General features: G+C 67.4%; 26 protein-coding genes. 12 read left to right on the top strand and 14 right to left on the bottom strand.

What is annotated here, in order from left to right; all coding sequences use genetic code 11:
• Positions 1-132: 132 nt before the first annotated feature.
• The 3 genes from AB0E63_RS00730 to AB0E63_RS00720 form a co-directional block, all read right to left on the bottom strand.
• On the bottom strand, positions 133-975 hold the full coding sequence (locus tag AB0E63_RS00730; protein WP_360359169.1) for a carbohydrate ABC transporter permease: 843 nt from the start codon (positions 973-975) through the stop codon (positions 133-135).
• On the bottom strand, positions 972-1,814 hold the full coding sequence (locus AB0E63_RS00725; protein WP_360359167.1) for a sugar ABC transporter permease: 843 nt from the start codon (positions 1,812-1,814) through the stop codon (positions 972-974). The genes AB0E63_RS00730 and AB0E63_RS00725 overlap by 4 nt, the downstream gene beginning before the upstream one ends.
• Positions 1,815-1,927: 113 nt before the next feature.
• Entirely contained in the window at positions 1,928-3,307 is a 1,380-nt protein-coding gene (locus tag AB0E63_RS00720) for a sugar ABC transporter substrate-binding protein (RefSeq protein ID WP_360359164.1), read from the bottom strand.
• Positions 3,308-3,472: 165 nt separating this feature from the next.
• Here AB0E63_RS00720 and AB0E63_RS00715 point away from each other — a divergent pair, with 165 nt between their 5' ends.
• Complete coding sequence (locus AB0E63_RS00715) at positions 3,473-4,486, top strand: LacI family DNA-binding transcriptional regulator (RefSeq protein WP_360359162.1); 1,014 nt, start codon at positions 3,473-3,475, stop codon at positions 4,484-4,486.
• Here AB0E63_RS00715 and AB0E63_RS00710 read toward each other — a convergent pair.
• A complete protein-coding gene (locus AB0E63_RS00710; protein WP_360359159.1) occupies positions 4,483-6,360 on the bottom strand; it encodes a beta-L-arabinofuranosidase domain-containing protein in 1,878 nt (625 codons plus the stop codon). The two genes, AB0E63_RS00715 and AB0E63_RS00710, sit on opposite strands and share 4 nt — an antisense overlap.
• A gap of 71 nt (positions 6,361-6,431) precedes the next feature.
• Complete coding sequence (locus AB0E63_RS00705; protein WP_360359156.1) at positions 6,432-7,070, bottom strand: hypothetical protein; 639 nt, start codon at positions 7,068-7,070, stop codon at positions 6,432-6,434.
• A 26-nt stretch (positions 7,071-7,096) separates the two neighbouring features.
• Here AB0E63_RS00705 and AB0E63_RS00700 point away from each other — a divergent pair, with 26 nt between their 5' ends.
• Genes AB0E63_RS00700 through AB0E63_RS00690 form a run of 3 tightly spaced genes read left to right on the top strand, consistent with a single transcriptional unit; the run spans position 7,097 to position 9,506 of the window.
• Positions 7,097-7,576: a GNAT family N-acetyltransferase gene (locus AB0E63_RS00700; RefSeq protein WP_360359153.1), complete on the top strand. Its 480-nt coding sequence runs from the start codon at positions 7,097-7,099 to the stop codon at positions 7,574-7,576.
• Positions 7,577-7,586: 10 nt separating this feature from the next.
• Positions 7,587-8,456, top strand: coding sequence for an LLM class flavin-dependent oxidoreductase (locus tag AB0E63_RS00695; protein ID WP_360359150.1), 870 nt, complete (start codon positions 7,587-7,589; stop codon positions 8,454-8,456).
• Between the two features lie 57 nt (positions 8,457-8,513).
• Positions 8,514-9,506, top strand: coding sequence for a formylglycine-generating enzyme family protein (locus tag AB0E63_RS00690; RefSeq protein ID WP_360359147.1), 993 nt, complete (start codon positions 8,514-8,516; stop codon positions 9,504-9,506).
• Between the two features lie 72 nt (positions 9,507-9,578).
• Here the strand turns inward: AB0E63_RS00690 and AB0E63_RS00685 are convergent, their stop codons facing one another.
• From AB0E63_RS00685 to AB0E63_RS00675, 3 genes are read right to left on the bottom strand one after another with little or no spacing between them, the layout of a single operon-like run.
• Positions 9,579-10,826, bottom strand: coding sequence for an MFS transporter (locus AB0E63_RS00685; protein WP_360359144.1), 1,248 nt, complete (start codon positions 10,824-10,826; stop codon positions 9,579-9,581).
• On the bottom strand, positions 10,823-11,308 hold the full coding sequence (locus AB0E63_RS00680; protein ID WP_360359141.1) for a MarR family transcriptional regulator: 486 nt from the start codon (positions 11,306-11,308) through the stop codon (positions 10,823-10,825). The genes AB0E63_RS00685 and AB0E63_RS00680 overlap by 4 nt, the downstream gene beginning before the upstream one ends.
• Positions 11,309-11,327: 19 nt before the next feature.
• Entirely contained in the window at positions 11,328-12,545 is a 1,218-nt protein-coding gene (locus AB0E63_RS00675; RefSeq protein ID WP_360359137.1) for an MFS transporter, read from the bottom strand.
• A 117-nt stretch (positions 12,546-12,662) separates the two neighbouring features.
• On the opposite strand from AB0E63_RS00675, the gene AB0E63_RS00670 reads away from it, so the two are divergent.
• From AB0E63_RS00670 to AB0E63_RS00660, 3 genes are all read left to right on the top strand, one after another.
• On the top strand, positions 12,663-13,235 hold the full coding sequence (locus AB0E63_RS00670) for a TetR/AcrR family transcriptional regulator (protein ID WP_360359134.1): 573 nt from the start codon (positions 12,663-12,665) through the stop codon (positions 13,233-13,235).
• Positions 13,232-13,783: an SRPBCC domain-containing protein gene (locus AB0E63_RS00665; protein WP_360359131.1), complete on the top strand. Its 552-nt coding sequence runs from the start codon at positions 13,232-13,234 to the stop codon at positions 13,781-13,783. The genes AB0E63_RS00670 and AB0E63_RS00665 overlap by 4 nt, the downstream gene beginning before the upstream one ends.
• A 96-nt stretch (positions 13,784-13,879) precedes the next feature.
• Positions 13,880-14,857, top strand: a complete 978-nt coding sequence (locus AB0E63_RS00660) for an aldo/keto reductase (RefSeq protein ID WP_360359128.1) — start codon at positions 13,880-13,882, stop codon at positions 14,855-14,857.
• Between the two features lie 127 nt (positions 14,858-14,984).
• On the opposite strand, the gene AB0E63_RS00655 is transcribed toward AB0E63_RS00660, so the two are convergent.
• Entirely contained in the window at positions 14,985-16,043 is a 1,059-nt protein-coding gene (locus AB0E63_RS00655; RefSeq protein WP_360359125.1) for a LacI family DNA-binding transcriptional regulator, read from the bottom strand.
• Positions 16,044-16,071: 28 nt separating this feature from the next.
• On the opposite strand from AB0E63_RS00655, the gene AB0E63_RS00650 reads away from it, so the two are divergent.
• From AB0E63_RS00650 to AB0E63_RS00630, 5 genes are read left to right on the top strand one after another with little or no spacing between them, the layout of a single operon-like run.
• Positions 16,072-17,313: an extracellular solute-binding protein gene (locus tag AB0E63_RS00650; protein WP_360359122.1), complete on the top strand. Its 1,242-nt coding sequence runs from the start codon at positions 16,072-16,074 to the stop codon at positions 17,311-17,313.
• Entirely contained in the window at positions 17,310-18,275 is a 966-nt protein-coding gene (locus AB0E63_RS00645; protein WP_360359119.1) for a sugar ABC transporter permease, read from the top strand. Before AB0E63_RS00650 ends, AB0E63_RS00645 begins: the two co-directional genes overlap by 4 nt.
• Entirely contained in the window at positions 18,272-19,090 is an 819-nt protein-coding gene (locus AB0E63_RS00640) for a carbohydrate ABC transporter permease (protein ID WP_360359116.1), read from the top strand. Before AB0E63_RS00645 ends, AB0E63_RS00640 begins: the two co-directional genes overlap by 4 nt.
• Positions 19,090-19,992, top strand: a complete 903-nt coding sequence (locus AB0E63_RS00635) for a hypothetical protein (protein WP_360359113.1) — start codon at positions 19,090-19,092, stop codon at positions 19,990-19,992. Before AB0E63_RS00640 ends, AB0E63_RS00635 begins: the two co-directional genes overlap by 1 nt.
• A gap of 15 nt (positions 19,993-20,007) precedes the next feature.
• Complete coding sequence (locus AB0E63_RS00630; protein ID WP_360359110.1) at positions 20,008-21,534, top strand: alpha-L-arabinofuranosidase C-terminal domain-containing protein; 1,527 nt, start codon at positions 20,008-20,010, stop codon at positions 21,532-21,534.
• On the opposite strand, the gene AB0E63_RS00625 is transcribed toward AB0E63_RS00630, so the two are convergent.
• The 5 genes from AB0E63_RS00625 to AB0E63_RS00605 all read right to left on the bottom strand — a co-directional run bounded on the left by AB0E63_RS00625 (position 21,518) and on the right by AB0E63_RS00605 (position 25,827).
• Complete coding sequence (locus AB0E63_RS00625; RefSeq protein WP_360359107.1) at positions 21,518-22,336, bottom strand: MerR family transcriptional regulator; 819 nt, start codon at positions 22,334-22,336, stop codon at positions 21,518-21,520. The genes AB0E63_RS00630 and AB0E63_RS00625 overlap by 17 nt on opposite strands.
• Positions 22,337-22,480: 144 nt before the next feature.
• Positions 22,481-22,744 (bottom strand): hypothetical protein, encoded by a 264-nt coding sequence (locus AB0E63_RS00620; protein ID WP_360359105.1) that lies wholly within the window; start codon positions 22,742-22,744, stop codon positions 22,481-22,483.
• A gap of 225 nt (positions 22,745-22,969) precedes the next feature.
• A complete protein-coding gene (locus AB0E63_RS00615) occupies positions 22,970-23,986 on the bottom strand; it encodes a zinc-dependent alcohol dehydrogenase family protein (RefSeq protein WP_360359102.1) in 1,017 nt (338 codons plus the stop codon).
• Positions 23,987-23,998: 12 nt separating this feature from the next.
• Positions 23,999-24,958, bottom strand: coding sequence for an ABC transporter permease (locus AB0E63_RS00610; protein ID WP_360359099.1), 960 nt, complete (start codon positions 24,956-24,958; stop codon positions 23,999-24,001).
• Positions 24,955-25,827, bottom strand: a complete 873-nt coding sequence (locus AB0E63_RS00605; RefSeq protein WP_360359098.1) for an ABC transporter ATP-binding protein — start codon at positions 25,825-25,827, stop codon at positions 24,955-24,957. The genes AB0E63_RS00610 and AB0E63_RS00605 overlap by 4 nt, the downstream gene beginning before the upstream one ends.
• Positions 25,828-25,920 lie beyond the last annotated feature (93 nt).

Genomic DNA, 25,920 nt, shown 5'->3' with positions numbered 1-25,920 from the left:
CCACCCTGCGCTGATCGGCGTACCTAAGAACAGGACGTAGTCGTCTACGTATATGCCCGGCTGAGCGTGACTCGGCCAAGCCAAGCGCCCAGAACCGGACCACCTCCCGTTCTTAGGTACACGGCGGTGGCCTTAGCCTTTTACGCCGGTGAGGGTTACGCCTTCTACGAAGTAGCGCTGGAGGACGAAGAAGATGAGGATGATGGGGAGGATGACTACCAGGGAGGCGGCCATCAGGAAGCCCCATTGGGCTGTGTAGCTGGATTGGAATCCGGCCAGGCCCAGCGCCAGCGTGAACTTGCTGTCGTCGGTCAGGTAGAGGAGCGGGCCCAGGAAGTCGTTCCAGACGCCGATGAAGGTAAAGATCACCACGACGACGATCACCGGTTTCGACAGCGGCATGATCACGCCCCAGAAGACCTTCCACGGGGTTGCGCCGTCGATGTACGCCGCCTCGTCCAACTCGTACGGGATGGTCAGGAAGAACTGCCGGAACAGGAAGATGTTGAACACCCCGCCACCCGCGCCGGCGAACCAAGCGGGAACGGTCAACGGGACGAAGGTGTCCAGCGCCCCGACCGAACCCCACATCACGAACGTGGGGATGAGCGTCACGGCGTACGGCAGCATCACGCCGGTCAGCAGCAGGCCGAAGATCAGGTTGCGGCCGCGCCACCGGAGCCGCGAGAAGGCGAACGCCGCTAACGCACACGTCAGCACGGTCCCGGTGACCACCAGCACCTCGATGATCATCGTGTTCAGGAAGTACCGCGCGAACGGCTGCGACCCGAGCGCACCGCTGAAGTTCGCCCATGCGAACGGACGCGGGATCCATTCCGGTGGCGAGACGAAGATCTGGTTGTCGTCCATCAGCGCGCTGCGGACCAGCCAGGCGAACGGCATGAGCATCACGAGGCCGCCGGCCGCGAGCAGTGCCCAGACCGCGGTACGGCGGATGACCTCCAGACGCGTCATCGGGCGGCTCGCATCTCGTAGTACACCCATCGGCGCGCGTTCCGGAACAGCAGCACGGTGATGACCAGGACCACGACGAACAACACCCAGGCGAGTGCGCTCGCGTACCCGATCTCGCTGTCGGTGAACGCCTTCGTGTAGAGGTAGTAGATGTAGAACTCGGTCGCGTTGTTCGGCCCGCCCTGCGTCATGATGTAGGCCTGGTTGAACACCTGGAACGTCCCGATCACCCCGGTCACCAGGTTGTAGAAGATCACCGGCGTCATGAACGGCAACGTCACATGCCGGAACCGCGCCCACGTCCCGCCGCCGTCGATCGCGACCGCCTCGTACAGCTGCCGCGGCACCCCCTGCAACCCGGCCAGGAAGATCACCATCGTGTTGCCGAATCCCCAGGTGCTCATCAGGATCAGCGACGGTACGGCGCTTCGTTCGCCATAGATCCAGGTCGACGTCGGCAGCCCACCTTGCCGGAGGAGGCTGTTCAGCAATCCGAAGTCGGGGTTGAAGATCCAGATCCACAGCACCGAGCTCGCCACCGCCGGTACGAGCGTCGGCAGGTAGTAGATCGTCCGCCATGCTGACCGCCCGCGTACGCCCTGGTTGACCAGGATCGCGACGGCGAACCCGACCAGCAGCGTCAGTGGTACGACGCCGAGGGTGTAATAGGTGGTGACGTTCAACGACTTCCAGAACAGGTGATCGTGCGCCAGCCGGTCATAGTTGCCGAGACCAACGAACCGGGCCGGCGCCCCGATCCGCCAATCCGTGAGGCTGAAGAACAGCGAGGCGACCATCGGCCCGATCGTGAAGATCAGAAACCCCAGAATCGCCGGCATCGCGAGCAACCATCCCCAGCGTGCTTCCGACCGGCCAAGTTGTCTCGGCCGGACTGGCCAGGTCGGAATTGTCCGCTGGGACGGCACCGCCTCCGTCTGCGTTGCTGTGCTCATCAGCTGCCGTTGACCGGGTAGGTGCCTTGCAGCAGGCCGCCGTTCAGTTTGGCGGCCAGTGGCTTGAGCACCTCCGCGGCCGGGGTCTTGCCCTGCTGGATGACCTGGATCGCCGGCGTCAGCACCTTGTCGATCGCCTCGATGTTGCGCAGCTTCTGGTAGAAGTACGGCGCCGAGTTGTTGACCGTGTAGTCGATCGCGGCGGTCTTGTACTCCGCCGGGTGCGCGTCGTTCTTGGTCCAGACGTCGATGTCCTTCTGATCCGTGTAGTACCGCTTCTCCAGCGGCATCCACAGACCGGAGCTGAACAGGTCGACCTTGGTCGGGTTGTCGTGGAACAGGTAGAGCTCGACGGCCTCCTGCTCGTGCTTGGTCGAGGCGAAGATCGCGGTCGCACCGCCGAGCGTGATCGTCATCGGCTTGCCGTACGACGGCAGCACGCCCATCCCGAAGTCGAGTTTGCCCTGACTCAGATCCAGCAGGGTCCACTGGCCGTCGATCACCATCGCGACCCGGCGGGTCTTCAGCTGCACCGTCGTACTGGGTGCGTTGTTGCCGAGCTGGGCCGGGGTCGGCGCGACCCGGTGCTTGTACATCAGATCGGCCAGGTCCTGGAACACGCCGATCGCCTCAGGCGTGTCCAGCAAGGACTTGCGCCCGGCCTCGTCGGTGAAGTCGATCCCCCGGCTGAGCAGGAGAGGCTGGTATACCGTCGGTCCGAGGCCCGCGGAGACGCCGTACTGCCGGATCCGCTTCGGGTCGAAGCCCGGCTCATCCGGATGCTTGCCGTTCTGGTCGAGCGTGAGCTTGTAGGCGTTCTGTACGAACGTGTCCCACGACCAAGCCTTGTCCGCTGTGGCCGGCGGGGTCTCGACGCCCGCGTCGGACAGCGCCGATTTGGAATACCAGAGCGCCATGATCTCGTTCGCGCTCTGGGTGCCGTAGGTCTTGCCCTTGTCCCACCAGAAGTAGGTGCCCGGCAGACGGTTCGCGAGGTCCGGGTACTTGTCGAAGTACGGGTAGAGGTTGACGAGTTTGCCCTGCTCCGCAAGGCGGTATCCCATCGGGCTCTGCATGTAGCAGAGGTCGGGCTGGCGGTTGCTGGCGACTAGGGCGTTCAGCTTGGTGTCGTAGTCGGCCGGGGTGAAGACGGGCTTGACCGTGACACCGGACTTCTCCTGCTCGAAGGCCTTGAGCATGCTCGCGATCGCCTTCTGCTCGGCGGTCGACCCCCAGAACATGAACTGCAACTGCTTGGCCCCACCACCAGACCCGGAACCGCTGTCCCCCAGAGACTTTCCGCTGCATCCGGCCAAACCGGCGAGCGCGGTGAGGCCACCGAGCTGCAGCACCTGGCGGCGGCCGATCGTTGCTGACATGAACCCTCCTCGGGCGGTCGAACGTCACCGAAACAGGACGGCAACATGTTTCCCGACTGTAGGAGAGCGGCGCGGGGCGGTCAAGAGTCGAACGGCGTCCGGTGAAGGGAAACGCCCGATCGGGCGGGTATGGTTGTTTCCGGAAACACGGACGGAGGGGATCGGGTGAGCCAGGAACGGCGGGCGACGGTGCGCGATGTGGCGGCCCGGGCCGGGGTGTCCCCCGGCACGGTGTCGAAGGCACTGAATGGCACCGGCCAGATCAGCGAGGCGACCCGGGAACGGATCCGCCAGGCGGCGGAGGAGATCGACTTCCGGCCGAACGCCTTGGCCCGCAGCGTGTTCGAACGGCGCAGCTACACAGTCGGGATGATCACCACCGACAGCTTCGAGCGGTTCAGCGTGCCGGTCATGCTCGGAGCCGAGGACGCGCTCGGGGCCGGTCGGATCTCGGTGTTCCTGTGCGACAGCCGCGGCGACCCGATCCGCGAGCGGCACTACGTCGATGTTCTCCTCGGCCGCCGGGTCGACGGGTTCATCGTGACCGGGCGCAACTTCAACCGCCGGCCACCGCTGGCCGGCGCGGGCGACGTCCCCGTGGTCTACGCGTTGACGCCGTCGGCCGACGACTCAGACTGCTCGGTTGTCGTCGACGACACCGCATCCGGCCGCCTGGCCGCCGAACACCTGCTCCGGATCGGCCGGACCCGGATCGCCCACGTCACCGGACCGGAGCGCTTCGAGCCGGCCCGTCGCCGTCACGACGGTCTCACCTCAGCGCTCACCGCGGCCGGTCTCGAGCTGACCGGCATGGCGATGTACGGCGGCTGGACCGAGGCCTGGGGCCGGCAGGCAACCCATATCCTGTTCCGCGGCAACCCGGAGATCGACGCGATCCACTACGCCAGCGACCTGCTCGCCCGCGGTGGCGCCGACGCGCTCCGCGAGCTGGGCCGGCGTATCCCGGAGGACGTGGCGATCACCGGTACGGACAACTGGGAGCTGATCGCGGAAGGCGCCCGCCCGCCACTGACATCGGTGGATCTCCGGCTCGCGGATGTCGGCCGCGTGGCCGCCCAACGATTGCTCGACGCAATCGAAGGACGGCCGCACTCAGGACTCGAGCAGGTGCCGTGTCAGCTCGTCGTCCGCGCGTCGACCGACGAGACCGCGGGCTAACTGTGCTGAGTCATTAGGGGCAGCCAAACCTTCATCGGACCGACGTCACGGTTGGCCCATTGGTAGTACGGCAACGCCGTGATCGGTACGACGTCAGCCGGCCGCGCGGGCTCATCGGCGTACAGCACCTCCTGCGGTTTCCACGTGGCGCCGCGGGCGGTGATCAGCGGTACGCCGTCCCCCAGGACCTCGTCGAGTCGCGGACTGGTGACAATCAGATCGTCGACAATCACACCATCCGGTTGGTCGACCTGCTCGACGGCGTACAACAACGGCCCTCGGCAGATCACGACCGAGCCACGGATCCCCTCGACGCGCGGGTGCCCGTGCACGAGGCGCGGCGTCATCGGCAGGTTGAGCACGAGGCGGTCTCCCGCCTGCCAGGCGCGGTTGACCTTGACGTAGGTGCCGGGAACGCCCGGGATTACCTCGTCCTGGACGGTGACTTCGGCGCCGTAGGCCCAGCCCGGAATGCGCAGCGCGAGGGAGGCGGAGGTCGCTTCCCGGACCGTGATGACGACGCGACCGGTGACGGGGTAGTCCGTCGCGATATCGAGCTTCAGCTCGTCGGTTTCGATCGTGCCGGCGGCGTACTGGTGGATCTGCAGGCCGTCGCCGGTGGTGGTGGCGACGTAGTGCTGCAGCGACGCGAAGGTCCGCATCAGGTTGGTCGGGCAGCAACTCGTGCCGAACCACGGTTGCCGGCCGTTGCCGGGAGCCCGTTTGTCGGAGTCGTCGGAGTCCGCGCGGACCTGGAGAGCATTGACGTAGAAGTACTTCGACCGATCGAGTGAGACGCCCGGCAGTACGGCGTTGTACAGCTGCCACTCGATCAGGTCGGCGTACCGGGCCTTGCCTGTTGCCAGCAGCAAGCGCCAACTCCATTGCACACCGGCGACCGCGGCACAGGTCTCGCCGTACGCGACGTCGCTGGGCAGCTCGTACGGGTTGCCGAACGACTCGCCGTCCCAGCGGCTGCCGAGGCCACCGTTCACGTACATCTTGGTCTGGACCATGTTCTGCCACTGCGTCTCGAGCTTGCCGAGCAACTCGGTGTCGCCGGTCTCGATCGCGACATCGGTGGCGCCGGCAGCAAGGTAGATCGCGCGTACGGCGTGGCCCTCCGGTGCCGTGGTCTCGCGGACCGGGATCCGGTCGGACAGGTACGCGGCCCGACCTGGGTTGCCGGGGGCAAGGATCGAGCGGCCGTGGGCGTCGACGAAGTACTTGGCCTGATCGAGGTACCGCTGCTCGCCGGTCGTCCGGTAGAGCTCGACCAGACCGAGCTCCGCGACCGGATGACCACAGAAGCCCTCACGCTGATCCTGCCCGGTGCCGAACGTCCGATGCAGGTGATCCGCGGCGCGCCGAGCGACGTCGAGCAGTTCGGTCCGCCCGGTCGCCCGGAACTGCGCGACCGCGGACTGGATCATCGCGCCCATGTTGAAGATCTCGTGATCGAAGTCGAGCTGTCGGTACCGCTTGTCCCGCTGACCCGATTGCACGAAGGTGCCGAGGTACCCGTCCTCGTCCTGTGCCGCCGCGATCAGCTCGGTCCGGGACTCCAGCCAGTCGAGCAACCGCGGATCCTCGCTCCGCGCCGCCTCCCACGCAACCGCCTCGAGCCACTTGTACGCTTCGCCGTCCTCATAGTTCGGCCCGTGGTACTCCGCATCCGCGGCCCCCTTCGCCACATTCCGAAAGTTGTCCCACTGCTCCTCGAGATGTTCTGCCCCCTTCGGGATCGACACCGTCCCGTTGGTCGCCTGCAGTTCGCCGAGAAAGCTGCCCTCGAGTCGCACGTCCCGCAGCCGGAGCGGCCGCAGGACGGTCGCCGCCACCGGCGCGGCCGGTCCCTGATCGTTGGTGGTCACCGGCCCATCCTGACAAGCGCGGCACGGTTAGGCAACATGTTGCCGCGATTTCCGGACGACAGCGGGGTGGTCTATCCGGCGGACGCCAACTCGGAGCAGATGTCCCACGCTGCCTGACGAAGGAGAGCCGAGGTGTCGGCGTCGAGGCCCTTCACCGGTACGTCGATGCCGACCGGGTCCTCGTTCAGGAGCGCGATCAGGAACACGCACGCCGCGAGGTAGCTGCCGGCGAGTGCGGGGTGGCTGTTGTCCGCGTCGTGCAACACCGGCTGATCGTGATCGGCCAGGAATCGCTCCCAGACCATTCCGACGGGTACGAGCGTCGCGCCGAGCTCCACCGCGCTCCCGGCGTACGCGTCGGTGAGCGCTCTCTGGGTTTCCGGAGCGTTCCGTCGCGCCCACGTCTCGTAGAGGGCGGTCCGGGCGCCGGCCGGTTTGATCGCGGCGTCGAAGTCGCGAGCGCTCTCCCGGAAGCGGGCCGGACTTTTGATCGGGAGCGTGCTCTGCTCCTGCAGTACGACGGTGTCGAAGCCGCCGGACGCGATCGCTTCGAGTGCTGCCCCGGCGTTGAGGTGCTGCCGGAGCGACGCGCCGCCCGCGGAGATCAGCTTGTGCTCGAGGTCGATCCCCCGGGCTCCCGCCAGACCCTTCAGCAAACCAGGCAGGTTGTTCCGCGCCGTGAAACTGTTACCGACAAAGAGAATGCGCACACCCCGGACGCTACTATGCCGAGGTGATGCCTGGGCTTCGGATCGTGCCGGTGCAGGACGACAACACCATGCAGGACGACAACACCATGCAGGACGACTCCACCCTGCTGGACTGGCAGCGCGTCCACAACGAGATCATCCCGACCGCACCGTTGTCGGTGGACGAGATCCGGGAGCGAGCCGGCCGCAACGTCCTCGAGGTCGCATACGACGGCGATCTCCTGGTGGGCAACTCGACCGTGCGGCCGCCGTCGGAGGACACCACCGCGGCGACGGTGATCGCTCGGGTGCTGCCGGAGTACCGGCGCCGTGGATTCGGGGAGGCGATCTACCAGCGCTGCCTTGCCCGTGCGCGGGAGTTGAGCACTGCGGGGGTGGAGACGCACATCCTCGCCTCCAACGAGGACGGACTGCGGTTCGCCAAGGCGCACGGGTTCGTCGAGGTCGAGACGTACCTGCTGCCCGGCGACACTATTCCGTTCGTCGAACTGCGTCTCGATGAGTGAGGATGCGGGCATGCGCTTCTCGATCAACGTGCCGAACTTCGGAGACTTCGCCGACGCTCACACAGTCGCGCGGGTAGCCGCCGCGGCCGAGGAGGCGGGGTGGGACGGGCTGTTCGTCTGGGACCACGTCGTCCACAGCAAGGAGCGGCGGCGCGGGCAGGCATTCGGTGATCCGTGGATGCTGATGACCGCGGCCGCGCTGGCGACGTCGCGGATCAAGCTGGGCCCGTTGGTGACGCCGGTGGCGCGGCGGCGACCCGAGCAGTTGGCGCGGCAGGTCGCGACGCTCGACGCGATGAGCGGCGGGCGGGTGATCTTCGGTGCCGGGCTCGGCGGGCCGATCGAGGACGAGTTCGGCAGCTTCGGCGACGAGACGGATCCGAAGGTGCTGGCCGAGAAACTGGACGAGGGCCTCGACCTGCTGGCGGCGTACTGGTCCGGTTCGACGGTCGATCATGACGGCAAGCACTACCGGGTGGATGACGTTACGTTGCTACCGGCAACCGCTCAGCAACCGCGGCCGCCGGTGTGGATCGCCGGCTACTGGCCGCGGAAGGCCCCGATGCGACGGGCCGCGCGCTGGGACGGCGCCGTACCGTTGTTCAAGAACGCCAACCACGGCGAGGCCCCACCAGTCGACGAACTGCGCGACCTCATGGCCTTCCTCCGTGACCAGCGCGGCGAGCGGACCACGCCGTACGACGTGATCGTCGGCGGCATCAGCCCCGCGGACCCGGCCCGCTCGCGCGCGCTGATCGAGCCGCTCGCCGAAGCCGGCGCCACCTGGTGGGACGAACGCCAACTGATCACCGGCACCGACTTCTACCGCCTGGACCCAGTCCTCCGCCGGATAGAGCAAGGCCCCCCGACCCTCGGCTGACCGATCTCCCCTCAGGCCGGATGATGTGCGGACTGACTGAGTTGAGATCCTGGGGGCATGACCGACGAGCATCCGTCCTGCTGCGCACCGGCGAGACCGGCGGCCTCCGCGGCCACGTCGGACGCCCAGCCGGCGCGGGACGCGGGAGCGGCGGCGGATGCCGGGGCGGTGCAGAACGCGCGCCCCGCCGCCGCGCATCGGGTTGAGCAGGTGGTGGTTGGGGACGGCGAGTTTGCGATGGGCGACGGCACCGGGGACGGCAACCCTGGTGACGGTGAGACGCCGACGCATCGGGTTCGGGTCGCTGCATTCAGTATTGACGCGACGAGCGTGACGAATGCGGACTTCGCGCGGTTCGTCGACGGGACCGGGTATCGGACGGAGGCCGAGACCTTCGGGTTCTCCGCGGTGTTCCACCTCGCGTTGCAGGCGGAGCCGGATGAGGTGATGGGCCCGGCGTCCGGTACGCCATGGTGGGCCGGCGTACGCGGGGCCGACTGGCGGCATCCGGGTGGATCACGGTCGGATCTGGACGGGCTCGACGACCACCCCGTCGTACACGTGAGCTGGAACGACGCCGTCGCGTACTGCCGATGGGCCGGGCGCCGCCTGCCGACGGAGGCCGAATGGGAGTTCGCGTCCCGCGGCGGTCTCGAGAGTGCGCGCTATCCGTGGGGTGACGATCTGCTCGGCGACGACGGTGAGTGGCGCTGCAACATCTGGCAAGGCGTGTTCCCCCGGACGAACACCGAAGAGGACGGGTACCTCACCACCGCGCCGGTCCACAGTTTCGCGCCGAACGGGTACGGACTGTGGCAGACGGTCGGCAACGTGTGGGAGTGGTGCGCAGATTGGTTCGGCCCGCGGTACTACAAGTTCACCCCCGACACCGACCCCCAGGGCCCGTCCCTCGGCGCGGCCCGGGTGATGCGTGGCGGCTCGTACCTCTGCCACGACTCCTACTGCAACCGTTACCGCAACTCCGCCCGCTCCTCCAACACCCCCGAGTCCTCCATGGGCAACACCGGCTTCCGCACCGTCGCTCTGTGAGCCTAAGGAGGTAGTGGGCCAGCGGCGGCCCCGGTCGGGCAGCTCGGACGGAAGACCGCCTGGCAAGCCGGACTACCTCCTGTCGTTAGGTACCTCGGAGGCCCGTAGGCCGGGGGTGGTGGCGGCGACTGTTGCTACGGCGGCTACGCAGAGCAGGGCGCCTGAGGCGAGGGCGGTGACGGGCGAGGTGAGTTGGGCGACCAGGCCGCCGCGGAGGTTGCCGAGGTCTGGGCCGGCCTGGCCGACGATCTGCTCGGCAGCGCTGACCCGGCCGAGCAGTTCGCTCGGCGTGTGCAGCTGGACGATTGTGCTCCGGGAGACGACCGCCACGGTGTCCGCGGCGCCGGCCACGGCCAGAAACACCAACGCCAGCCACGGCGCGGGCGAGAACGCGAACAGCGCCAGCGCGATCCCCCACCCCGCCGACCCCGCCAGCATCACCACTCCATGTCGCGGCAGCCGAGTGAACGTGCCAGATAGCAACGACGCGGTGACCCCACCCACCGCGATCGCGGTCAGAAACAGGCCGAGCGTCCGCGGATCGTTGCCGAACCGCTCCGCGTTGATCACCGGGAACAGGCTGACCGGCATCGACAGCACGGTCGCCGCCAGATCGGTGATCAGCGCACCACGGATCACCGGTGTCGACCCGACGAACGCCAGCCCTTCCCACACTCCCCGCAATCCGGCCTTCACAACAGCCTCGACCCGGAGGTGCGGCAGCCCGAGTACGCCGTACAGCGCGGCGAGGAAACTGAGACAGTCGATCAGGTAACAGGCGCCCGTACCCCAAGCGCCCACCACCAGACCACCGATCGCCGGCCCCAGCAGCATCGCCCCCTGGAACGCGATCCGGTTGAGCGCGATCCCGGCGGCGAGGAGCTCCCGCGGCAGCAGTTGCGGCAGAACGGTCCGCGCGACCGGCCCGGCCGCGGCCGCGAACGACGCCTGCATGGCGACGAGCCCGAGCAGTACGCCGACCGGCACCGAACCGATCACCAACTGACTCGCCATCACCGCCGAGGTGACCAACTGCCCGAACGTGGTGATCAGGTAGAACCGACGCCGTTCGAACCGATCGACGGCCGCCCCCGCGAACAGCCCGAGCAGGATCAACGGCAACGCCTGCGACAACCCGACCGCACCGGTCCACGCGGTGCTCTGCGTCTCGTCCCACACCTGGAACATCACTGCGACAAACGCCAACTGCCCACCGAACGTCGACAGCACCTGACCGAACCACAGCCGCCGGAATACCGGCGAAGCCCTCAACGGCTCGAGGTCGATCAACGCCCGCCGTACGCCGAGCGCCCCCTTCACTTCGGTTCGCCGAGCTCTTGCAATTTCTCGGCGATCCGGTCGTGGAAGCTCTTCCGCGCCAGCGCTTCTTCGACATCCCGGACGACCTGCGTCATCGGGTATGGGAGCTCTGCCTCCAGTTCGGTGATCGCCGCCTCGGTGGCCCGCCACTCGGCTGCCAGCAGCTCGACGATCTTCTTCGCCTTCGCGGTCAGCGCGACCTTCTTGCTCCGGGCATCGGTCCCCGGCACGGTCCGCACCAGCCCTGCGGTCCGCATCGCCGACACCTTCTGGCTGAGCGCCGAATGCGTCCGGCCGACCGACTCGGCCAGCTCGGTGATCGTCATCGGGCCCTTCGCGTGCAGCCGGAGCAGCTCCATCACGTAGCTCGGCTTCAGTCCCTTGATCTGCCGATCGGTGTAGATGCGCCCGATCTCGGCGTCCATCCGCGCCTGCAACTGGTGCAGGCCCCGCCACTGACTCTGCTCGGTCGGATCGTCCATGGCGGAATCATAACAACACTTATATAAGTCCTGTTGCTTCAAGCTCGGCTGCGGTCGTCCGAGGGGAGGCTGACCGCCTGATCCAGAGCGCGGCCAGTACGGCGGCCAGCACGCTGATCGTGACGAGGGTCGCGAAGCCGTACCGGGTGTCCGTCCGCCCGGTGACCACCGAGGTCACCAGCATGACGACGACCGTGGCGGCGAGCCCGTACCCATTGGCGACGCCGAACGCGTGCCCGACCCGCGACTCGTCGACCGAGGTCATCAACAACGACCGCGTCGCGATCCGAGCCTGCCCGAAGACGAACGCCCCGACTAGCACCAGCCCCATTAATGCACCCACCCCGAAGAGCGGCTGCAGCACGAGCAATACGTTGCACACCAGGAACCCCGCGAGCGCGACCCGAAGATCACCGAAGCGTACGGCGCTCCGCCGATACGCGATCGCAGCCAGCAAGAATCCGGCGCCTCCCACCGCATCCACGATCCCGAGAATCGCGGGACCACGATGCCACTCACCGATGAGCAGCACCGGCAACAACGCGTTGAACACCGTCACCACCACAAGCCCCTGCCCGAAGAGCAGCGCAAGCGGCGCCAACGGCAGTGCAGCCCCGGTGAACCACCCAGTCGATCCAGCCGACTCGGTCGCGGCCGGGACGGCCGGCTCGGCGGGACGGCGGCGTGGGCCGGCCGCGGCAACGAAGAGCGCCGAGGCAACGAACGTCGTCGCGTTGAACACGAACAGTGGCGTGGAACCGAAGTACTGCAAGGCGAATCCGCCGACCGATGCCGATAGCAACATCCCGCACTGCAGCGCGATCTCGTAGTGCCCGTTGAAGCGCCGGAGCTCCGAGCCCGGCACCCGCTCGCGGACCAGAGCCGCACTGGTCGGCACGAAGAGCGCGGCGATGACCGCGAGCGCGAAGTTGCTCGCGTACACGAGCGCCTGCTGCGGCCCGCCCAGCGCCAGCCCGATCGGGAGGCACAAAGCCGCGACCGCGCTCAGCACATCACACCCGATCCACAGCCGGCGCCGATCGAAGCGGTCCGCGAGGCGACCGAAATACGGCGAGAGCACTGCCTGCGGTACGGCGACCGCGATGAACAGCCAGCCGACGTCCAGCATCGACCCGTGCGCGCGGACGAGCAGCAGCGCGGCGCCGATCAGCTGGATGTTGTTTCCGAGGGACGTGATGAAGGCTGCCGGCAACAGCAGCTTGTGTCGTTGGGTCACCCGCCTAACGGTCGCAGTAAAACCTGACAGTTCATGGCAGCGATTTTTTCCGCTACCGCAGTTGCGTAAATAGTTGTACAGTTCTTTTCGACACCGCAGTAGCGAAAAGGAGCGACGATGGTGGGACGTGGGCGGCCGCGGGATGCCGGGGTGGAGGGACGAGTGCTGCAGGCCGCCATGGCCGAGATGCGGGCCGGCGGGTACGACGGAATGTCGATCGACCGGGTCGCGGAACGGGCCGGGGTCGCGAAGACCACGATCTATCGGCGCTGGCCGACCAAGGCCGAGCTGGTGATCGCGATGATCGCCGGCCTGCGCTCCGCCGTACCGTTCGCGCCGAGCGGCGACCCGCGACGCGATCTCACCGAACTGGTGACCGGGATCGCCGAGACGCTGAACGGTATACCAACCACCCTGATCGCGGACCTCGCTGCGGCTGCGGCCCGGGAGCCGCGGGTCGGTGAGAGCGTGCGCGGCCTCTGGGGTGAGCGGCACGCCGCTGTCACCGCAGTCGTCGCGCAAGCCCAAGCCGATGGTCTCGTGCCAGGCCATGCCGCCCCCGCAATTTTGGTCGACCAAATGGTTGGACCGTTGTACTACCGGCTCCTCGTCACCGGCGAGCCGATCACTTCTGCCTATGTGAGGGAGCTGGTGCACAGCACCCTCGGACCTGATCCGGAGCAGTCATGAAGCTGGAGTCACCCAAGAAGTCCCGCAAGATCAAGAAGTCCCGCAAGGTACTGACCGTGGTCGCCGCTGTCGTGGTGCTGCTGGTCGGCTACACGACCTACACGATCGCGCGGCCGTTCGTCCTGCACACCGAGATCGACATCGACGCGAGTCCCGAGCAGGTCTGGAAGGTACTCACGGATCGGCAGGCGTACCCGGAGTGGAACCCGTTCATCATTTCCTCGACCGGTGAACTGACCAAGGGCGCCAAGATCACCAACGTGCTCCGCGACACCAAGGGCGCCGAGACCAAGTTCACGCCCACCCTGCTCGCGGTCGAGCCGAACAAGGAGCTCCGCTGGATCGGCAAGGTCCCACCCGGCGGGATCTTCGACGGTGAGCACTCGTACCGGCTCGAGGCTCTGCCGAACGGGCGTACCCGGCTGATCCAGGAGGAGAAGTTCCGCGGGGTGGCGATCCCATTCACCCGGTCGATGCTGAACAGCACCATCAAGCCGCAGTTCGTCGCCATGAACCACGCCCTCGCCGCCCGAGCTACCGGGTACTGAGCGGTAAACCCCAGCGACAGCCCATGCAGTGCATGCATCAAAAGCGCCACAAAGATGCATTGGACGGATGAGAGGCGGGCTGATTGGCTTGACGGCATGGATATGCGCAGGTTGGGACGAGTAGGGATCGAGGTCAGCCCGGTGGGGTTCGGGTGCTGGGCGATCGGCGGTCCGTTCAGCAATCCGGCCGGAGAGCCGCTGGGGTGGGGCGAGGTCGACGACGACGAGTCGGTCCGGGCGATCCGGCGGGCGATCGAGCTCGGCGTGACGTTCTTCGACACCGCGGACGTGTACGGCGCCGGCCACAGCGAGCGCGTTCTCGGCAAGGCACTCGAGGGCCGGCGCGACCAGGTGGTGATCGCGACCAAGTGGGGCAACACCTTCGACGAGTCGACCCGGGTCATGCATCACCAGGACAAGACACCCGAGTATGTACACAAGGCCGTCCGGGCCTCCCTCGAACGGCTCGGCACGGACTACCTCGACCTCTACCAATTGCACTTCGACACGACCGACGACATCGCGCTTCCACTCCGCGAAGCGTGCGAGGACCTAGTCCGGGAAGGGCTGATCCGCAGCTACGCCTGGAGCACGGACACACTGCACAGCGCCGAGCTCTTCGCCGAAGGCGAGCATTGCGCGGCGATCCAGCACGAGGCGAGTGTTCTGCACGACGCTGCGGACTTCTTCGCGCTGTGCGAGCGGGCCGACCTCGCGAGCATCAACCGGACGCCGCTGGGGATGGGCATCCTCGGCCGGCGGAACGCGGATCGGCCGGCGACCGGTGCGGACATTCGCACCCTGCCGCCGTCCTGGCTCCGGTTCTTCGACGAGGGCGGTGTACCCGCGCCGGAGTGGTGGGACAAGGTGTCGGCGATCCGCGACGTACTCGAAAGCGACGGGCGGACGCTGGCGCAGGGCGCGCTGGCGTGGCTGTGGGCTCGCAGCCCGCGGACGGTGCCGATTCCCGGGTTCCGGACGGTCTCTCAGGCTGAGGAGAACGCGGGCGCAATGGCCCTCGGTCCGCTCAGCGACGACCAGCTGAAGGAGATCGCCAAGCTGCTCGCCGACTAGGGGGGAACCCCTCGGCCCGGCAACCGTCCAGGGAACGGTTCCGGGCCGAGGTCTTGCCAGCCGGGAGGTTTATCGATATACCTCTGCGCAACAAACTCACTGCTGCGTGACGAGGTAGGCCGTGGTCTCAGTCGACAGGTTTGGTGGTGCCGCGCAGGATCAGCCGCGCCGCCGCGACCAGCTCCTGCGGTTCGCCGGTCGGTCCGCCGTTGATCTGGGCGATCAGCTGCGCGACGATCGCGTCGGCCATCTCCTCGTGTCCCGGATTGATGCTGGACAGCGCCGGGACCAGGTACGGCGCCTCGTCGATGTCGTCGAAGCCGATCACCTGGACGTCGTCCGGCACCCGCAGCCCGGCATCCGCCAGCGCTCGAAGCGCGCCGAGGGCAACTACGTCGGTGAGCGCGAACACCGCGTCGAAGCCGATCCCACGCTCGTGCAACGACCGGATCGCGTCGTACCCCTCTTGCAGCGTGAACTTGCACCGAACCGTCAGCTCGGGGTCCATCGGTACGCCGGCCTCGGTGTGTGCGAGCGCGTAGCCCTCGGCGCGCAGAGCCGGCATGTTCGCGGTCCACTCCGGGTTGCCGCCCAGCATGGCGACACGGCGGGCGCCGGTCGCGAGCAGGTGCGCGGTCGCCTGCCGGGCGCCGTCGACGTTGTCCATCATCACGTGGTCGAAACGCGACGGCAGTGCACGCTCGCCGATCATCACCACCGGTGCGTCAGGGTGCATCTGGGTCAGCTCGGCCGGGTCGATGTCGACCACGCTGAGGATCAGGCCGTCGTACATCCGCAGCCGGGAGAAGGCGACCGCGTCGAGCTCGCCCTCGCGGCTGGCGCCGGTGCGTTCCATCACGATCCGCAGCCCGTGCGCCTCGAACCGGTCGGCGAGCCGGCCGGCCAGCTGGGCGAAGTACGGGCGCTCGAGTTCCGGGACCGCGAGGCCGACCACGCCGGTGCGGCCCGCGCGCAGGTGCCGGGCGGCCAGGTTGACCTGGTAACCGAGGTCGCTGATCGCGGCCAGCACCCGCTCCCGCGTCGCAGCACCGACCCGCGGCCGCCCGTTGATCACGTTCGACACGGTCATCGTGGAAACCCCCGCGGTCTGCGCCACGTCGGCCATCGTCACCACGGTGGATGGCCTCTTCTTGCCTACCCCACCCAGCCGCCCCGGTTTGTTCATGGCCCCAACCTTACGTAAGGAGTCCTCGATGAAACTGCGCCGTACAGTAGCCGCCCTGGCTGCCGTCGCGCTCGCCGTCCCCCTCGCCGCCTGTGGCGGTTCGTCGGACAGCGGCGGTGGCAGCGGCAAACTCACCTTCTTCTCCTGGGACGGAGAAGACACGATGAAGCCGCTGATCGCCAAGTTCGAGCAGGACAATCCCGGCCTGAAGGTCGAGTTCTCCAACGCTCCGCCGGTCGCGGAGTACATCTCCACACTGCAGTCGCGGATCCTGTCCGGTACGGCGGCCGACGTCTTCGCGATCGCCGCCGAGAACAAGACCAACCTGATCAACGGCAAGCATGTCGTCGATCTGAGGGACAAGCCGTTCCTGAAGAACGTGCCGAAGTTCAACCAGACCACGTACTCCGGCTCCGACGGCGCGGTGTACGGCCTGTCGGTGGCGTCGTGGGGCGCGGGGATTCTCTACAACAAGGACCTTTTGGCCAAGGCGGGCGCGACCACGATCCCGCAGACCTGGGACGAGTTCCTTGCCCTGTGCCACAAACTGAAGAACGCCGGGGTCACGCCGTACCTGGAGTCGGTGCAGGCGATGTCCACGCCGCTGTCGGCGTTCCTGGGCGCGGAGAGCGCGGCCGACGGCAACTCGATGGACACGAAGATCTTCGACGGGTCCGCGAAGTTCAAGGACTACTGGGTCGAGCCGCTCACACAGTGGTCGCGGCTGTGGACCGAGGGCCTGGTCACGCCGGCGGTCGTCGGCCTGACTGGTGACCAGGTCCGGACCGAGTTCGCGACCGGCAAGGTCGCGATGATGGTCGCCGGCCCGTGGGACATTCCCGGGGTCCGCAAGGCGGCGCCGAAATTGAAGATCGAGATGGCGCCGATCCCCGGGATCGACGACCGCAAGCCGTACCTGGCCGGGGCCGCCAGCCCGGGCTACGCGATCAACGCGAAGGCGAAGAACCCGGAGGCCGCGGAGAAGTTCCTCGCGTTCCTGGACACGCCCGAGGCGATGGCCCTGTACCAGAAGGCGACCGGCGCGATCACCGTCACCACCGACTTCGAGCCGACGCTCGACCCGGCGCTGAGCCCGATCGTCAAGGACGTCCGGGCCGGGAACGTCTACCTCCCGCAGATCGCGTGGAAGCGGGCCGAGGACATCCTGAACGTCGAGGCGACCGCGCAGCTTCAGTTGCTGGTCCAGGGCAAGGCGACCCCCGAGCAGGTCGCGACCGCCCTCGACGCCAAGCTCGCGAGTACGTCGTGACCACAAGCCAACTCGCTCCGGCCCGGACCACCTCCCAGGTCCGGGCCGGAGCGGAACGACCACGTCCCGGGTTCAGCTGGGAGAAGGCGCGGGCGACGTCTGCGAACCAGCTGTTCCTGGTGCCGGTGGCCCTGGTCTTCGTGGTGCTCCTGGTGGTGCCGCTGACGCAGACGTTCTACTGGAGTTTCACCGACTTCACCGGCTACTCGGCCGACGTGAAGTTCGTCGGGCTGTCGAACTACCACAAGGTCCTCACGGATCCGTCGATGCTGGCCGGACTCGGGTTCACGCTCGCCTACACGATCGGTACGGCGGTGCTGATCACGGCGTGCGCGATCCCGCTGGCCGTCGTACTGAACAAGAAGTTCTTCGGCCGGAACTTCGTCCGGTCGGTGTTCTTCTTCCCGGCCATCCCGAGTATCGCGATCCTGGGCCTGGTCTGGGGCTACATCCTGTCGCCGCTCGGCTCCGGCGTACTGAACTCCGTCCTTGAGAGTGTGTTCCACGCCGGGCCGTACCCCTGGTTGTCGGATGCGACGTTGGCGCGATTGTCGGTCATCGTGGTCGCTGTCTGGGGTGGCGCCGGATGGCACGCGATGCTGTATCTGGCTTACCTGCAGTCGATTCCGACCGATTACTACGAGGTGGCAACCATCGACGGCGCCTCCGCGCGGCAACAGTTCTTCCACCTCACCCTGCCGTTGCTCACGCCGGCGATTGTCATCAGCAACTTCCTGCTGATGACCGGCGGGCTCAAGGTGTTCGACCTGCCGTTCACCCTGACCAAGGGCGGTCCGGGGTACTCGACGTACACGATCACGCAGTCGATCATCACCAGCGGCGTCGCGCAGGGCCGCTACGGCCTGGCGTCCGCCCTGGCTGTCCTGTTCACCTTCGCTGTCGCCCTGGTCGCGGTCGCCCAACTCTGGGCCTCCCGCCGAATCGAACGGAGAGTGCTGTGAAACAACGACGGTCTCCGCTTACCAGCGCGGTGATGATCGCGCTGGCGGGTCTGGTCGGCGTACCGCTGTACTACATCGTCGTCAACACGGTGAAGACGCAGGAGGAGATGACCCGGTCGCCGCTGGCGTTGCCGACGCGGCTGTTCCTGGACAACTACCAGCGGATCTTCGAGACAGTGCCGCTCGGCCGGAGCTTCCTGAACACCCTGCTGGTCACGATCGCGGCGCTGTTGGTCCAGCTGTTCGTCGGCTCGACGGCGGCGTACGCGATGGCGATGCGGGCCAGCCGGTTCAACCGGATCTTCGGGGCTCTGCTGCTGCTCGGGTTCATCGTGCCGGGGCAGTCGACGCTGATCCCGCTGTACCGGATGCTCGTCGGGGCGGAACTGGTCGACACGTTGCGCGGGCTGGTGATCATCTACTCCGGCGGCGCGATCTTCTGCTACTTCCTGATCCAGGCGTACATCAGCCGGCTGCCGTTCGAGATCATCGAGGCGGCGCGGATCGACGGCGCCGGGGCATTCCAGATCTACTGGCGGATCGTGCTGCCGCTGATCCGGCCGATCCTGGTCACGGTCGGGATCTTCCAGACGATGGGGATCTGGAACGACTTCATCACCCCGAACGTGTTCCTGAGTTCGCCGGAGAAGGCCACCCTGGTGCTGCAGGTCTACCGCTCGGTCGGCGAGTTCTCGACCGACTGGCCGGCGTTCATGACGATGAGCGTTCTGGTCCTGATCCCGATGGTGGTCTTCTTCATCCTCACGCAGCGCCACATCGTCAGCGGTCTCCTGGCAGGAAGCGTGAAGTCTTGATGCTCTACACGGATCCCGTCCACCTGGCGCCGACGGATCCGGCCCTGATCGCCGGGCCGGACGGCTCCTGGTGGATGTTCTACACCCAGCGCCGCGCGCACGAGCCGGACGACGGCCACCGCTGGGTACACGGCACGGACATCGGCGTCGCGCGCTCGTTCGACGGCGGCCTGACCTGGCAGTACGACGGTGTTGCCGCGGGCATCGATCCGCATCCGGGCCGCAACACACTCTGGGCACCCGAGGTGATCCTGGCCGGCGATCGGTACCACATGTTCACCAGCTACATCACCGGCGTACCGGATCAGTGGGCAGGTCACCCGCGCACGATCTTGCACCACACCTCGACGGACCTGACCGATTGGCGGTACGACGGTGTGCTGCCGCTGTCGTCGGATCGGGTCATCGACGCGTGCGCCTACGAACTGCCGACCGGTGGGTGGCGGCTCTGGTACAAGGACGAGGCACATGGCTCGACCACCTGGTCGGTCGACTCGCCGGACCTCACCGCGTGGTCGGGGCCTGTCCAGGTGATCGGTGGGGCTCCTCACGAAGGGCCGAACGTGTTCCGGCTCGGTGAGTTCTACTGGATGATCACCGACGACTGGCGCGGACAGGCTGTCCACCGGTCGCGGGACCTGACCGCGTGGGAGCCGGCCGGCCGGATCCTCGACGAGCCCGACCGCGGATTCGGTCACCACGCCGATGTCGTCGTGGGCCGGGACGCCGATGGTCGGCACGTCGGGTGGATCTTCTACTTCACCCATCGCACTTCCGGTGTGGGGGTAGCCGATCCGCGCCGGCTGACCGACGTCCATGTCGCCGTACTGTGGGCGGACGGAGACCGGCTCGTCTGCGACCGGAACGCGCCTGTCGCACTGGATTTACGCCGCAGCATCTAGAACAAGGAGAGTTCGTTGTCTTCAGCATCTTCTGCCCGGGTCGTGATCGATCTCGACGTACCGGGTCCGACCATCAGCCGGCATCTGTACGGGCACTTCGCCGAGCATCTCGGGCGGTGCATCTACGGCGGCTTCTACGTCGGCGAGGACTCCGGCCTGCCGAACGAGGGCGGGATCCGGCTCGACGTGGTCGAGGCGCTGCGGGCGCTGAACATCCCGAACCTGCGCTGGCCGGGTGGCTGCTTCGCGGACGAGTACCACTGGAAGGACGGCATCGGGCCGAAGGCGGACCGGCCGTCGATGATCAACACGCACTGGGGCAACGTCGAGGAGAACAACCACTTCGGCACCCATGAGTTCCTGGCGTTGTGCGAGTTGCTCGGCGCGGATCCGTACGTCAACGGCAACGTCGGCAGCGGGACCGTGCAGGAGATGAGCGAATGGGTCGAGTACCTGACCCGCGACGGTGACAGCCCGATGGTCCGGCAGCGCAAGGCCAACGGCCGCGACGAGCCGTGGAAGGTGCCGTTCTGGGGTATCGGCAACGAGACCTGGGGCTGCGGCGGGAACATGCGCGCCGAGGCGTACGCCGATCTGGCCCGCCGGTACGCGACGTTCTGCCGGGATCACGGCGACAACAAGCTGTACAAGATCGCCGCGGGTGCGTCCGACGACGACCTGAACTGGACCGAGGCGCTGATGAAGGCGATCAGCTGCCTGGGCTGCGGGCGCGACCCGAAGAACATCTTCCAGGCGATCTCGTTCCACTACTACACGGTCGCCGGGACCTGGGAGAACAAGGGCCGCGCGACCGACTTCGACCTCGACGACTACTATCGGACCATCATCAAGGCGCAGGACATCGAGCGGGTGATCCGCGGCCACTCCGCGGTGATGGACGCGTACGACCCCGAGCGCAAGGTCGGCCTGGTGCTCGACGAGTGGGGCACCTGGTGGGACGTCGAGCCGGGCACGAACCCCGGGTTCCTGTACCAGCAGAACGCGATGCGGGACGCGTTGGTGGCGAGCCTGCACTTCGACGTGTTCCACCGGCACGCGGACCGGTTGGTGATGGCGAACATCGCCCAGACGGTCAACGTGTTGCAGGCGATGCTGCTCACCGACGAAGACGGTGGGCTCGTGCGGACCCCGACGTACCACGTCTTCGAGATGAACAAGGGGCACCACGACGCGGTCGCCGTACCGGTGCATGTCGTCGAGCAACCGACGCCGTACGAGCTGGACGGCAAGGCGATGGAGCTGGTGTCGGCCTCGGCGTCGGTGAAGCACGGGCGGGCGCTGGTGTCGGTCAGCAACCTGGATCCCGGTGCGTCGCTGGACGTCGTACTGGACCTACGCGGCGCCGACGTCCGTGAACCTGTGGGACGGTTGCTGACGGCATCTAAGCCGCAGTCGTACAACACGACGAGCGACCCGGCCGCGGTGGCTCCGGTTCCGTTGACCGGGCTGGAACCAGAGCCCCGCGGACTGCGGGTCACCCTGCCGCCGCACTCCTTCGCGACGGTCAGTGTGGCCGTGTGACCGGGATCTGGAACTCGTGCACCCAGTTCGCCGGGTTCTCCATGTCGAACTGGAGTGTGACCTCCCGGGCATAGCCCTGGCTGCGGTAGCCGTTGTCCTCGATCCACTTGGCCAGCGTCTGCATGCTGCGGTCGGCTTCCATCATGTCGCCCTTGTGCACGATGGTCGCGGCCTGCGCGAGCTCGGGGAGTTCGGTGATCTCGACGTCCGCCGCCGTACCCGCATCGACGGGTACGGCGGCGTGGACGCGGATCGTCTCGTTCTCGGCGTCCTCGTAGTACGCGACCGGCGAACCGCACGGATTGATGCCGGCGGCACCGAGGCGCTCGAACAGCTGGCCGAACAACGGCTGGAGGACCGGACCGATGTCCTCACCGTCGTAGCTCGCCGAGATCGCCGACAACTCGGCGATCCGGGTCGGGGCGATGTGCTTCAGGACGACGTCGTCAGTAGGCATGTGACCTTCTCTCTCGATCAGCCGGAGCCTCGCCTCGACACTCGTCAGCCGGGCCGAACTGCGGGCCAGCTCGTCCTCGAGCTGGGCCTGTCGCAGCCGCAACATGCCGCGCAGTTCCTCGGCGGACAGCTTGGCGTCGACGATCTCGTGCACCTGCTGCAGCGTGAAGCCGAGATCCTTCAGCGCGATGATCCGGTTCAGCCTGCTGAACTGCTCAGCCGAGTAGTACCGGTAGCCGGTCGCGCCGTCGACGACCGCCGGCCGGAGCAGCCCGATCGCGTCGTAGTGCCGAAGCATCCGGGCAGACACCTGCCCGAACGCCGCGAAGTCTCCGATGGTGAACATGCCTCCACCCTCCCGGTTGACACAGTGTCAAGGTCAACAGCGGACCTCCGGCACTCATCAAGTGTCCACCGGGTCCCGCTCAGGAGCCGGCCGACGGTCGCCGCCGGCGAGGCCGGTGAGGTTGGTGAGTGCGGCAGGTCCGGGTCAGGAGGTGACGCGGGTGCGGCGGTCGCGGATGGCGGCGACGGCGAAGCCGGTCAGGACGACGGCGACTCCGCCGGCGCCGAAGCCGGTGACGAAATCGCCGCGGCTGCTCAGGCGGGCGTCGCACTGCATCGGCGTGATGCCCTTCTCGGGCTGGAAGACCGAACCGCAGGCCTCACCGTTGACGTGGACCGGACGAACCGCGAAGACCACCCCGGCGATCAGCAGGACCACACCCACCGCGCCGAGAACCTTGCTCAGCACTGCCCGTCTCGCGGGGAGGCACACCGGGCAGCCGCCAGGACCGACCACACCTGCCTGGTCAGATCCCGCATATGGCCCTCACGCTCCCTGGCTAGCACCTAAGATTTGATCAAATCTAACGCAGCTAGCAGCTTCCGCTGAAGCCCGGACCCAGCCCCTGATCGAATCTTCACTCAGTTCTAACGATCTCCGGGCCCGAACTGTTCACCCTGGGCGGAGGTTGGTTCAGGCGTCGAGTACGGCGACGAGGGAGCCTGCCGCCCGGCCGTGGGCCACGTCGGCCAGCGCCCGGTCCACCGCGTCGAAGCCCACCGCTGTGACGTGCGGCCTGACCGGAAGCCGGGCGACCAGCCGGAACAGTTCCTCCCCGTCGCGACGGGTGTTGGACGTGACGCTACGAAGGTCGCGTTCATGGAAGAGGTGACGCTCGTAGTTCAGCACCGGCACGTCGCTCAGGTGGATCCCCGCGACCGCCACCGTCCCACCGGGCTTGAGCGCCTCCAGCGCGTACGGCACCACCTCACCAGCCGGGGCGAACACGATCGCCGAGTCCAGCGGCACGGGCGGTCGGTCGGCGGTCTCCCCGACGTACGAGGCACCCAAGGCGCGCGCCAACTCCCGATTCTGTTCGCCGCGGGTCAGCACGAAGAGCTCGGCGCCCTGCGCGGTCGCGAGCTGAGCGGTGAGGTGCGCGCTCGATCCGAACCCGTAGATGCCGAGGCGGCCGCCCGGTGGCAGGTTCGCTCGCAGCAAGGAGCGGTAGCCGATGATCCCCGCACACAGAAAGGGCGCGAGCTCCTCGGCCGGACGGTCGGTCGGCAGTGCGTACGCGTAGTCCTGCGGCACGACCGCGTACTCGGCGAATCCACCGTCCGCATCCCAGCCCGTGTACGTCGACCGCGGGCACAGGTTCTCGGCTCCGGCCCGGCAGAACTCGCACACCCCACAGGTCCCGCGCAGCCAGGCGATCCCCACCCGGTCGCCGTTCGCGAACCGGTCCTCGCCCGATCCACGATCGACCACCGCGCCGACAACCTGATGCCCCGGTACGACGCCCGGCCGCCGCGGCTCCAGGTCGCCTTCACACAGATGTAGATCGGTCCGGCAGATTCCGCAGACCTCGACCTTCACCAGCACCTCGCCGGATCCGGGTTCCGGCACAGTACGACGTACTCGCCGCAAGGGCCCGTCGTCGATCGGGCCGGGGCGCTCGACTGCCCACACATCCATCAGATCGGCCATGAACCAACGATCTCAGGCGACGCGCTGCAAGGCCCGCTCCCGGCGTTCGGCGATCTTCGAGCCGGACTCCCGGCGAGCCATCCGGCGTAGTACGACGGGTGCCAGGAGCAACCCGCCCACGGCCCAGATCCCGAGCACGCCGACCGTCTCGACGTGACGCCACGAGTCGCCGAGCTCGACGACGACCGCGCTGTTCGGGAGCAGCGCCGACCGCATGCCCAGCCCCATCCAATAGATAGGAGTGAGCTGTCCGATCCACTCCAGCCAACCGGGCAGCGCGGTGATCGGATAGAAGATGCCGGAGATCGCGATCAGCGCGAGCACCGGCAACTGGATCAGGCCCTGTGCCCGGGCGGTGGTGAAGACCGAGCCGAGGATCGCCCCGATCGGCAACGTCGCGATCAGACCGAGTAGCAGCACCCACCCGAGGGTCGGCCAGTGCGCTGATCCGAGCGCGAGACCGTCGACAATCAACAATCCTGGAATCAGCAGGATGGCGAGATCCGCGAGCAGCCCGCCGGCCACCGAGACGACCTTGCCGACGAGGTAGCCGAGCATGCCGTTCGGGATCGCCTTGGCCCGCAACAAGGTGCCGTCCTCGCGATCGGCGGTGAGCTGCTGGCTCATGCTGACCATGCCCATCGCGGCGTTCATCCCGAGGATGCTCGGCAGGGCCAGGGCGCCGAGCAGGAACCCGGTCGAGCCGAAGTCGCGGTGCCGCAGGAAGAACAGGGCGGCGAGCATCAGCACCGGCCAAAGGAAGTGACTGAACAACTCACCCCCGTTGGTGAACGACTGCCGCAACTCGATCACCCCACGCCGCCACCCCGCCCGCACCGCCGCCGCCCGCGGCGACATCCCCCGCACGTCCGCCCCCGACGCCGTCCGCTCCACGCTCCCCGGCGACCCGGCTCCCGGCGCTCCGCCTCCAGGCGTCCCGGCCCCCGGTGTCCCGGCTCCTGCTTGTTTCATGACGCAAGCTCCTGTCCTCGGACGAGTGCGAGGTACGTCTCTTCCAGTGAGGCCCGGCGGACCTCGAGCTCGCGAACGGCGGCGCCGTACGTCGCGAAGAGGCCGCGGACGAACTCGGTCGAGTCCGGTGTCGACTTTCGGAAGTGCTGATTGTCAACAATCCACCGGACCTCGTCCTGCCCTGCGATCAGCGTGGTCAGCTCGGCCGTCGTCCCGGCCGCGACGATCCGGCCGCCGGTCAGGATGAGGATGCTATGCGCCAGCTTGCTCGCCTCGTCGAGGTCATGCGTCGTGAGCAGGATCGTGGTGCCCTGCTCGACCGCGAGCCGCCGCACCAGCTCGTGGAACTCGTACCGCGCCTCCGGATCGAACCCCGCGGTCGGCTCATCCAGGAACAGCAGTTCCGGCCGCCCGACGATCCCGATCGCGACATCGAGCCGGCGCCGCTGCCCGCCGGACAACGTCTTGATCTTCTGCGCCGCGTACGCGCCGAGCCCCACCGCATCCAACAACTCACCGGTCTCCCAAGGCCGTACGGCGGTCGCACTCGAGTACGGCGCGTAGTACGAGCCGAGGTGATGCAACAGCTCACGCACCCGCCAGTTGCCGTGGTCGCGCCAGGACTGCAGCACGATGCCGAGCCGGGACCGCCACCGCTCGTCGCCCTCGGCAGGATCCACTCCGAGCACCGCGACGTTCCCGGCAGACCGCAGCCGGAACCCCTCCAGGATCTCGATCGTCGTGCTCTTCCCCGCGCCGTTCGGCCCGAGCAGGGCGACCACCTCACCCGGCCGGGCCTGGAACGAGACATCGTGCAGAACCTCGGTGCCGCCGTACCGCATCCGCAGACCGTCGACCGCCAGAACCATCGTCCACCTCCTTCACAAGTGCCTGAAAGCTACGTTGCATTCACCACATCGGCAATCACGATGAAGCCCGAAAGGAGTGCAAAACCTCAGGAA

Source organism: Kribbella sp. NPDC026596 (genome assembly GCF_040638415.1).
GTDB lineage: Bacteria > Actinomycetota > Actinomycetes > Propionibacteriales > Kribbellaceae > Kribbella.
The sequence above is the reverse complement of the archived record's forward strand: the minus strand, read 5'-3'. Positions and strand labels throughout refer to the sequence as shown.

Excerpts from the sequence above, each read along its gene's own strand:
- AB0E63_RS00730 (WP_360359169.1), bottom strand. The coding sequence starts at position 975 with ATGACGCGTCTGGAGGTCATCCGCCGTACCGCGGTCTGGGCACTGCTC.
- AB0E63_RS00725 (WP_360359167.1), bottom strand. The coding sequence starts at position 1,814 with ATGCCGGCGATTCTGGGGTTTCTGATCTTCACGATCGGGCCGATGGTC.
- AB0E63_RS00720 (WP_360359164.1), bottom strand. The coding sequence starts at position 3,307 with ATGTCAGCAACGATCGGCCGCCGCCAGGTGCTGCAGCTCGGTGGCCTC.
- AB0E63_RS00700 (WP_360359153.1), top strand. The coding sequence starts at position 7,097 with ATGCCTGGGCTTCGGATCGTGCCGGTGCAGGACGACAACACCATGCAG.
- AB0E63_RS00695 (WP_360359150.1), top strand. The coding sequence starts at position 7,587 with ATGCGCTTCTCGATCAACGTGCCGAACTTCGGAGACTTCGCCGACGCT.
- AB0E63_RS00690 (WP_360359147.1), top strand. The coding sequence starts at position 8,514 with ATGACCGACGAGCATCCGTCCTGCTGCGCACCGGCGAGACCGGCGGCC.
- AB0E63_RS00680 (WP_360359141.1), bottom strand. The coding sequence starts at position 11,308 with ATGGACGATCCGACCGAGCAGAGTCAGTGGCGGGGCCTGCACCAGTTG.
- AB0E63_RS00670 (WP_360359134.1), top strand. The coding sequence starts at position 12,663 with ATGGTGGGACGTGGGCGGCCGCGGGATGCCGGGGTGGAGGGACGAGTG.
- AB0E63_RS00665 (WP_360359131.1), top strand. The coding sequence starts at position 13,232 with ATGAAGCTGGAGTCACCCAAGAAGTCCCGCAAGATCAAGAAGTCCCGC.
- AB0E63_RS00660 (WP_360359128.1), top strand. The coding sequence starts at position 13,880 with ATGGATATGCGCAGGTTGGGACGAGTAGGGATCGAGGTCAGCCCGGTG.
- AB0E63_RS00655 (WP_360359125.1), bottom strand. The coding sequence starts at position 16,043 with ATGAACAAACCGGGGCGGCTGGGTGGGGTAGGCAAGAAGAGGCCATCC.
- AB0E63_RS00650 (WP_360359122.1), top strand. The coding sequence starts at position 16,072 with ATGAAACTGCGCCGTACAGTAGCCGCCCTGGCTGCCGTCGCGCTCGCC.
- AB0E63_RS00635 (WP_360359113.1), top strand. The coding sequence starts at position 19,090 with ATGCTCTACACGGATCCCGTCCACCTGGCGCCGACGGATCCGGCCCTG.
- AB0E63_RS00625 (WP_360359107.1), bottom strand. The coding sequence starts at position 22,336 with ATGTTCACCATCGGAGACTTCGCGGCGTTCGGGCAGGTGTCTGCCCGG.
- AB0E63_RS00615 (WP_360359102.1), bottom strand. The coding sequence starts at position 23,986 with ATGGCCGATCTGATGGATGTGTGGGCAGTCGAGCGCCCCGGCCCGATC.
- AB0E63_RS00610 (WP_360359099.1), bottom strand. The coding sequence starts at position 24,958 with ATGAAACAAGCAGGAGCCGGGACACCGGGGGCCGGGACGCCTGGAGGC.
- AB0E63_RS00605 (WP_360359098.1), bottom strand. The coding sequence starts at position 25,827 with ATGGTTCTGGCGGTCGACGGTCTGCGGATGCGGTACGGCGGCACCGAG.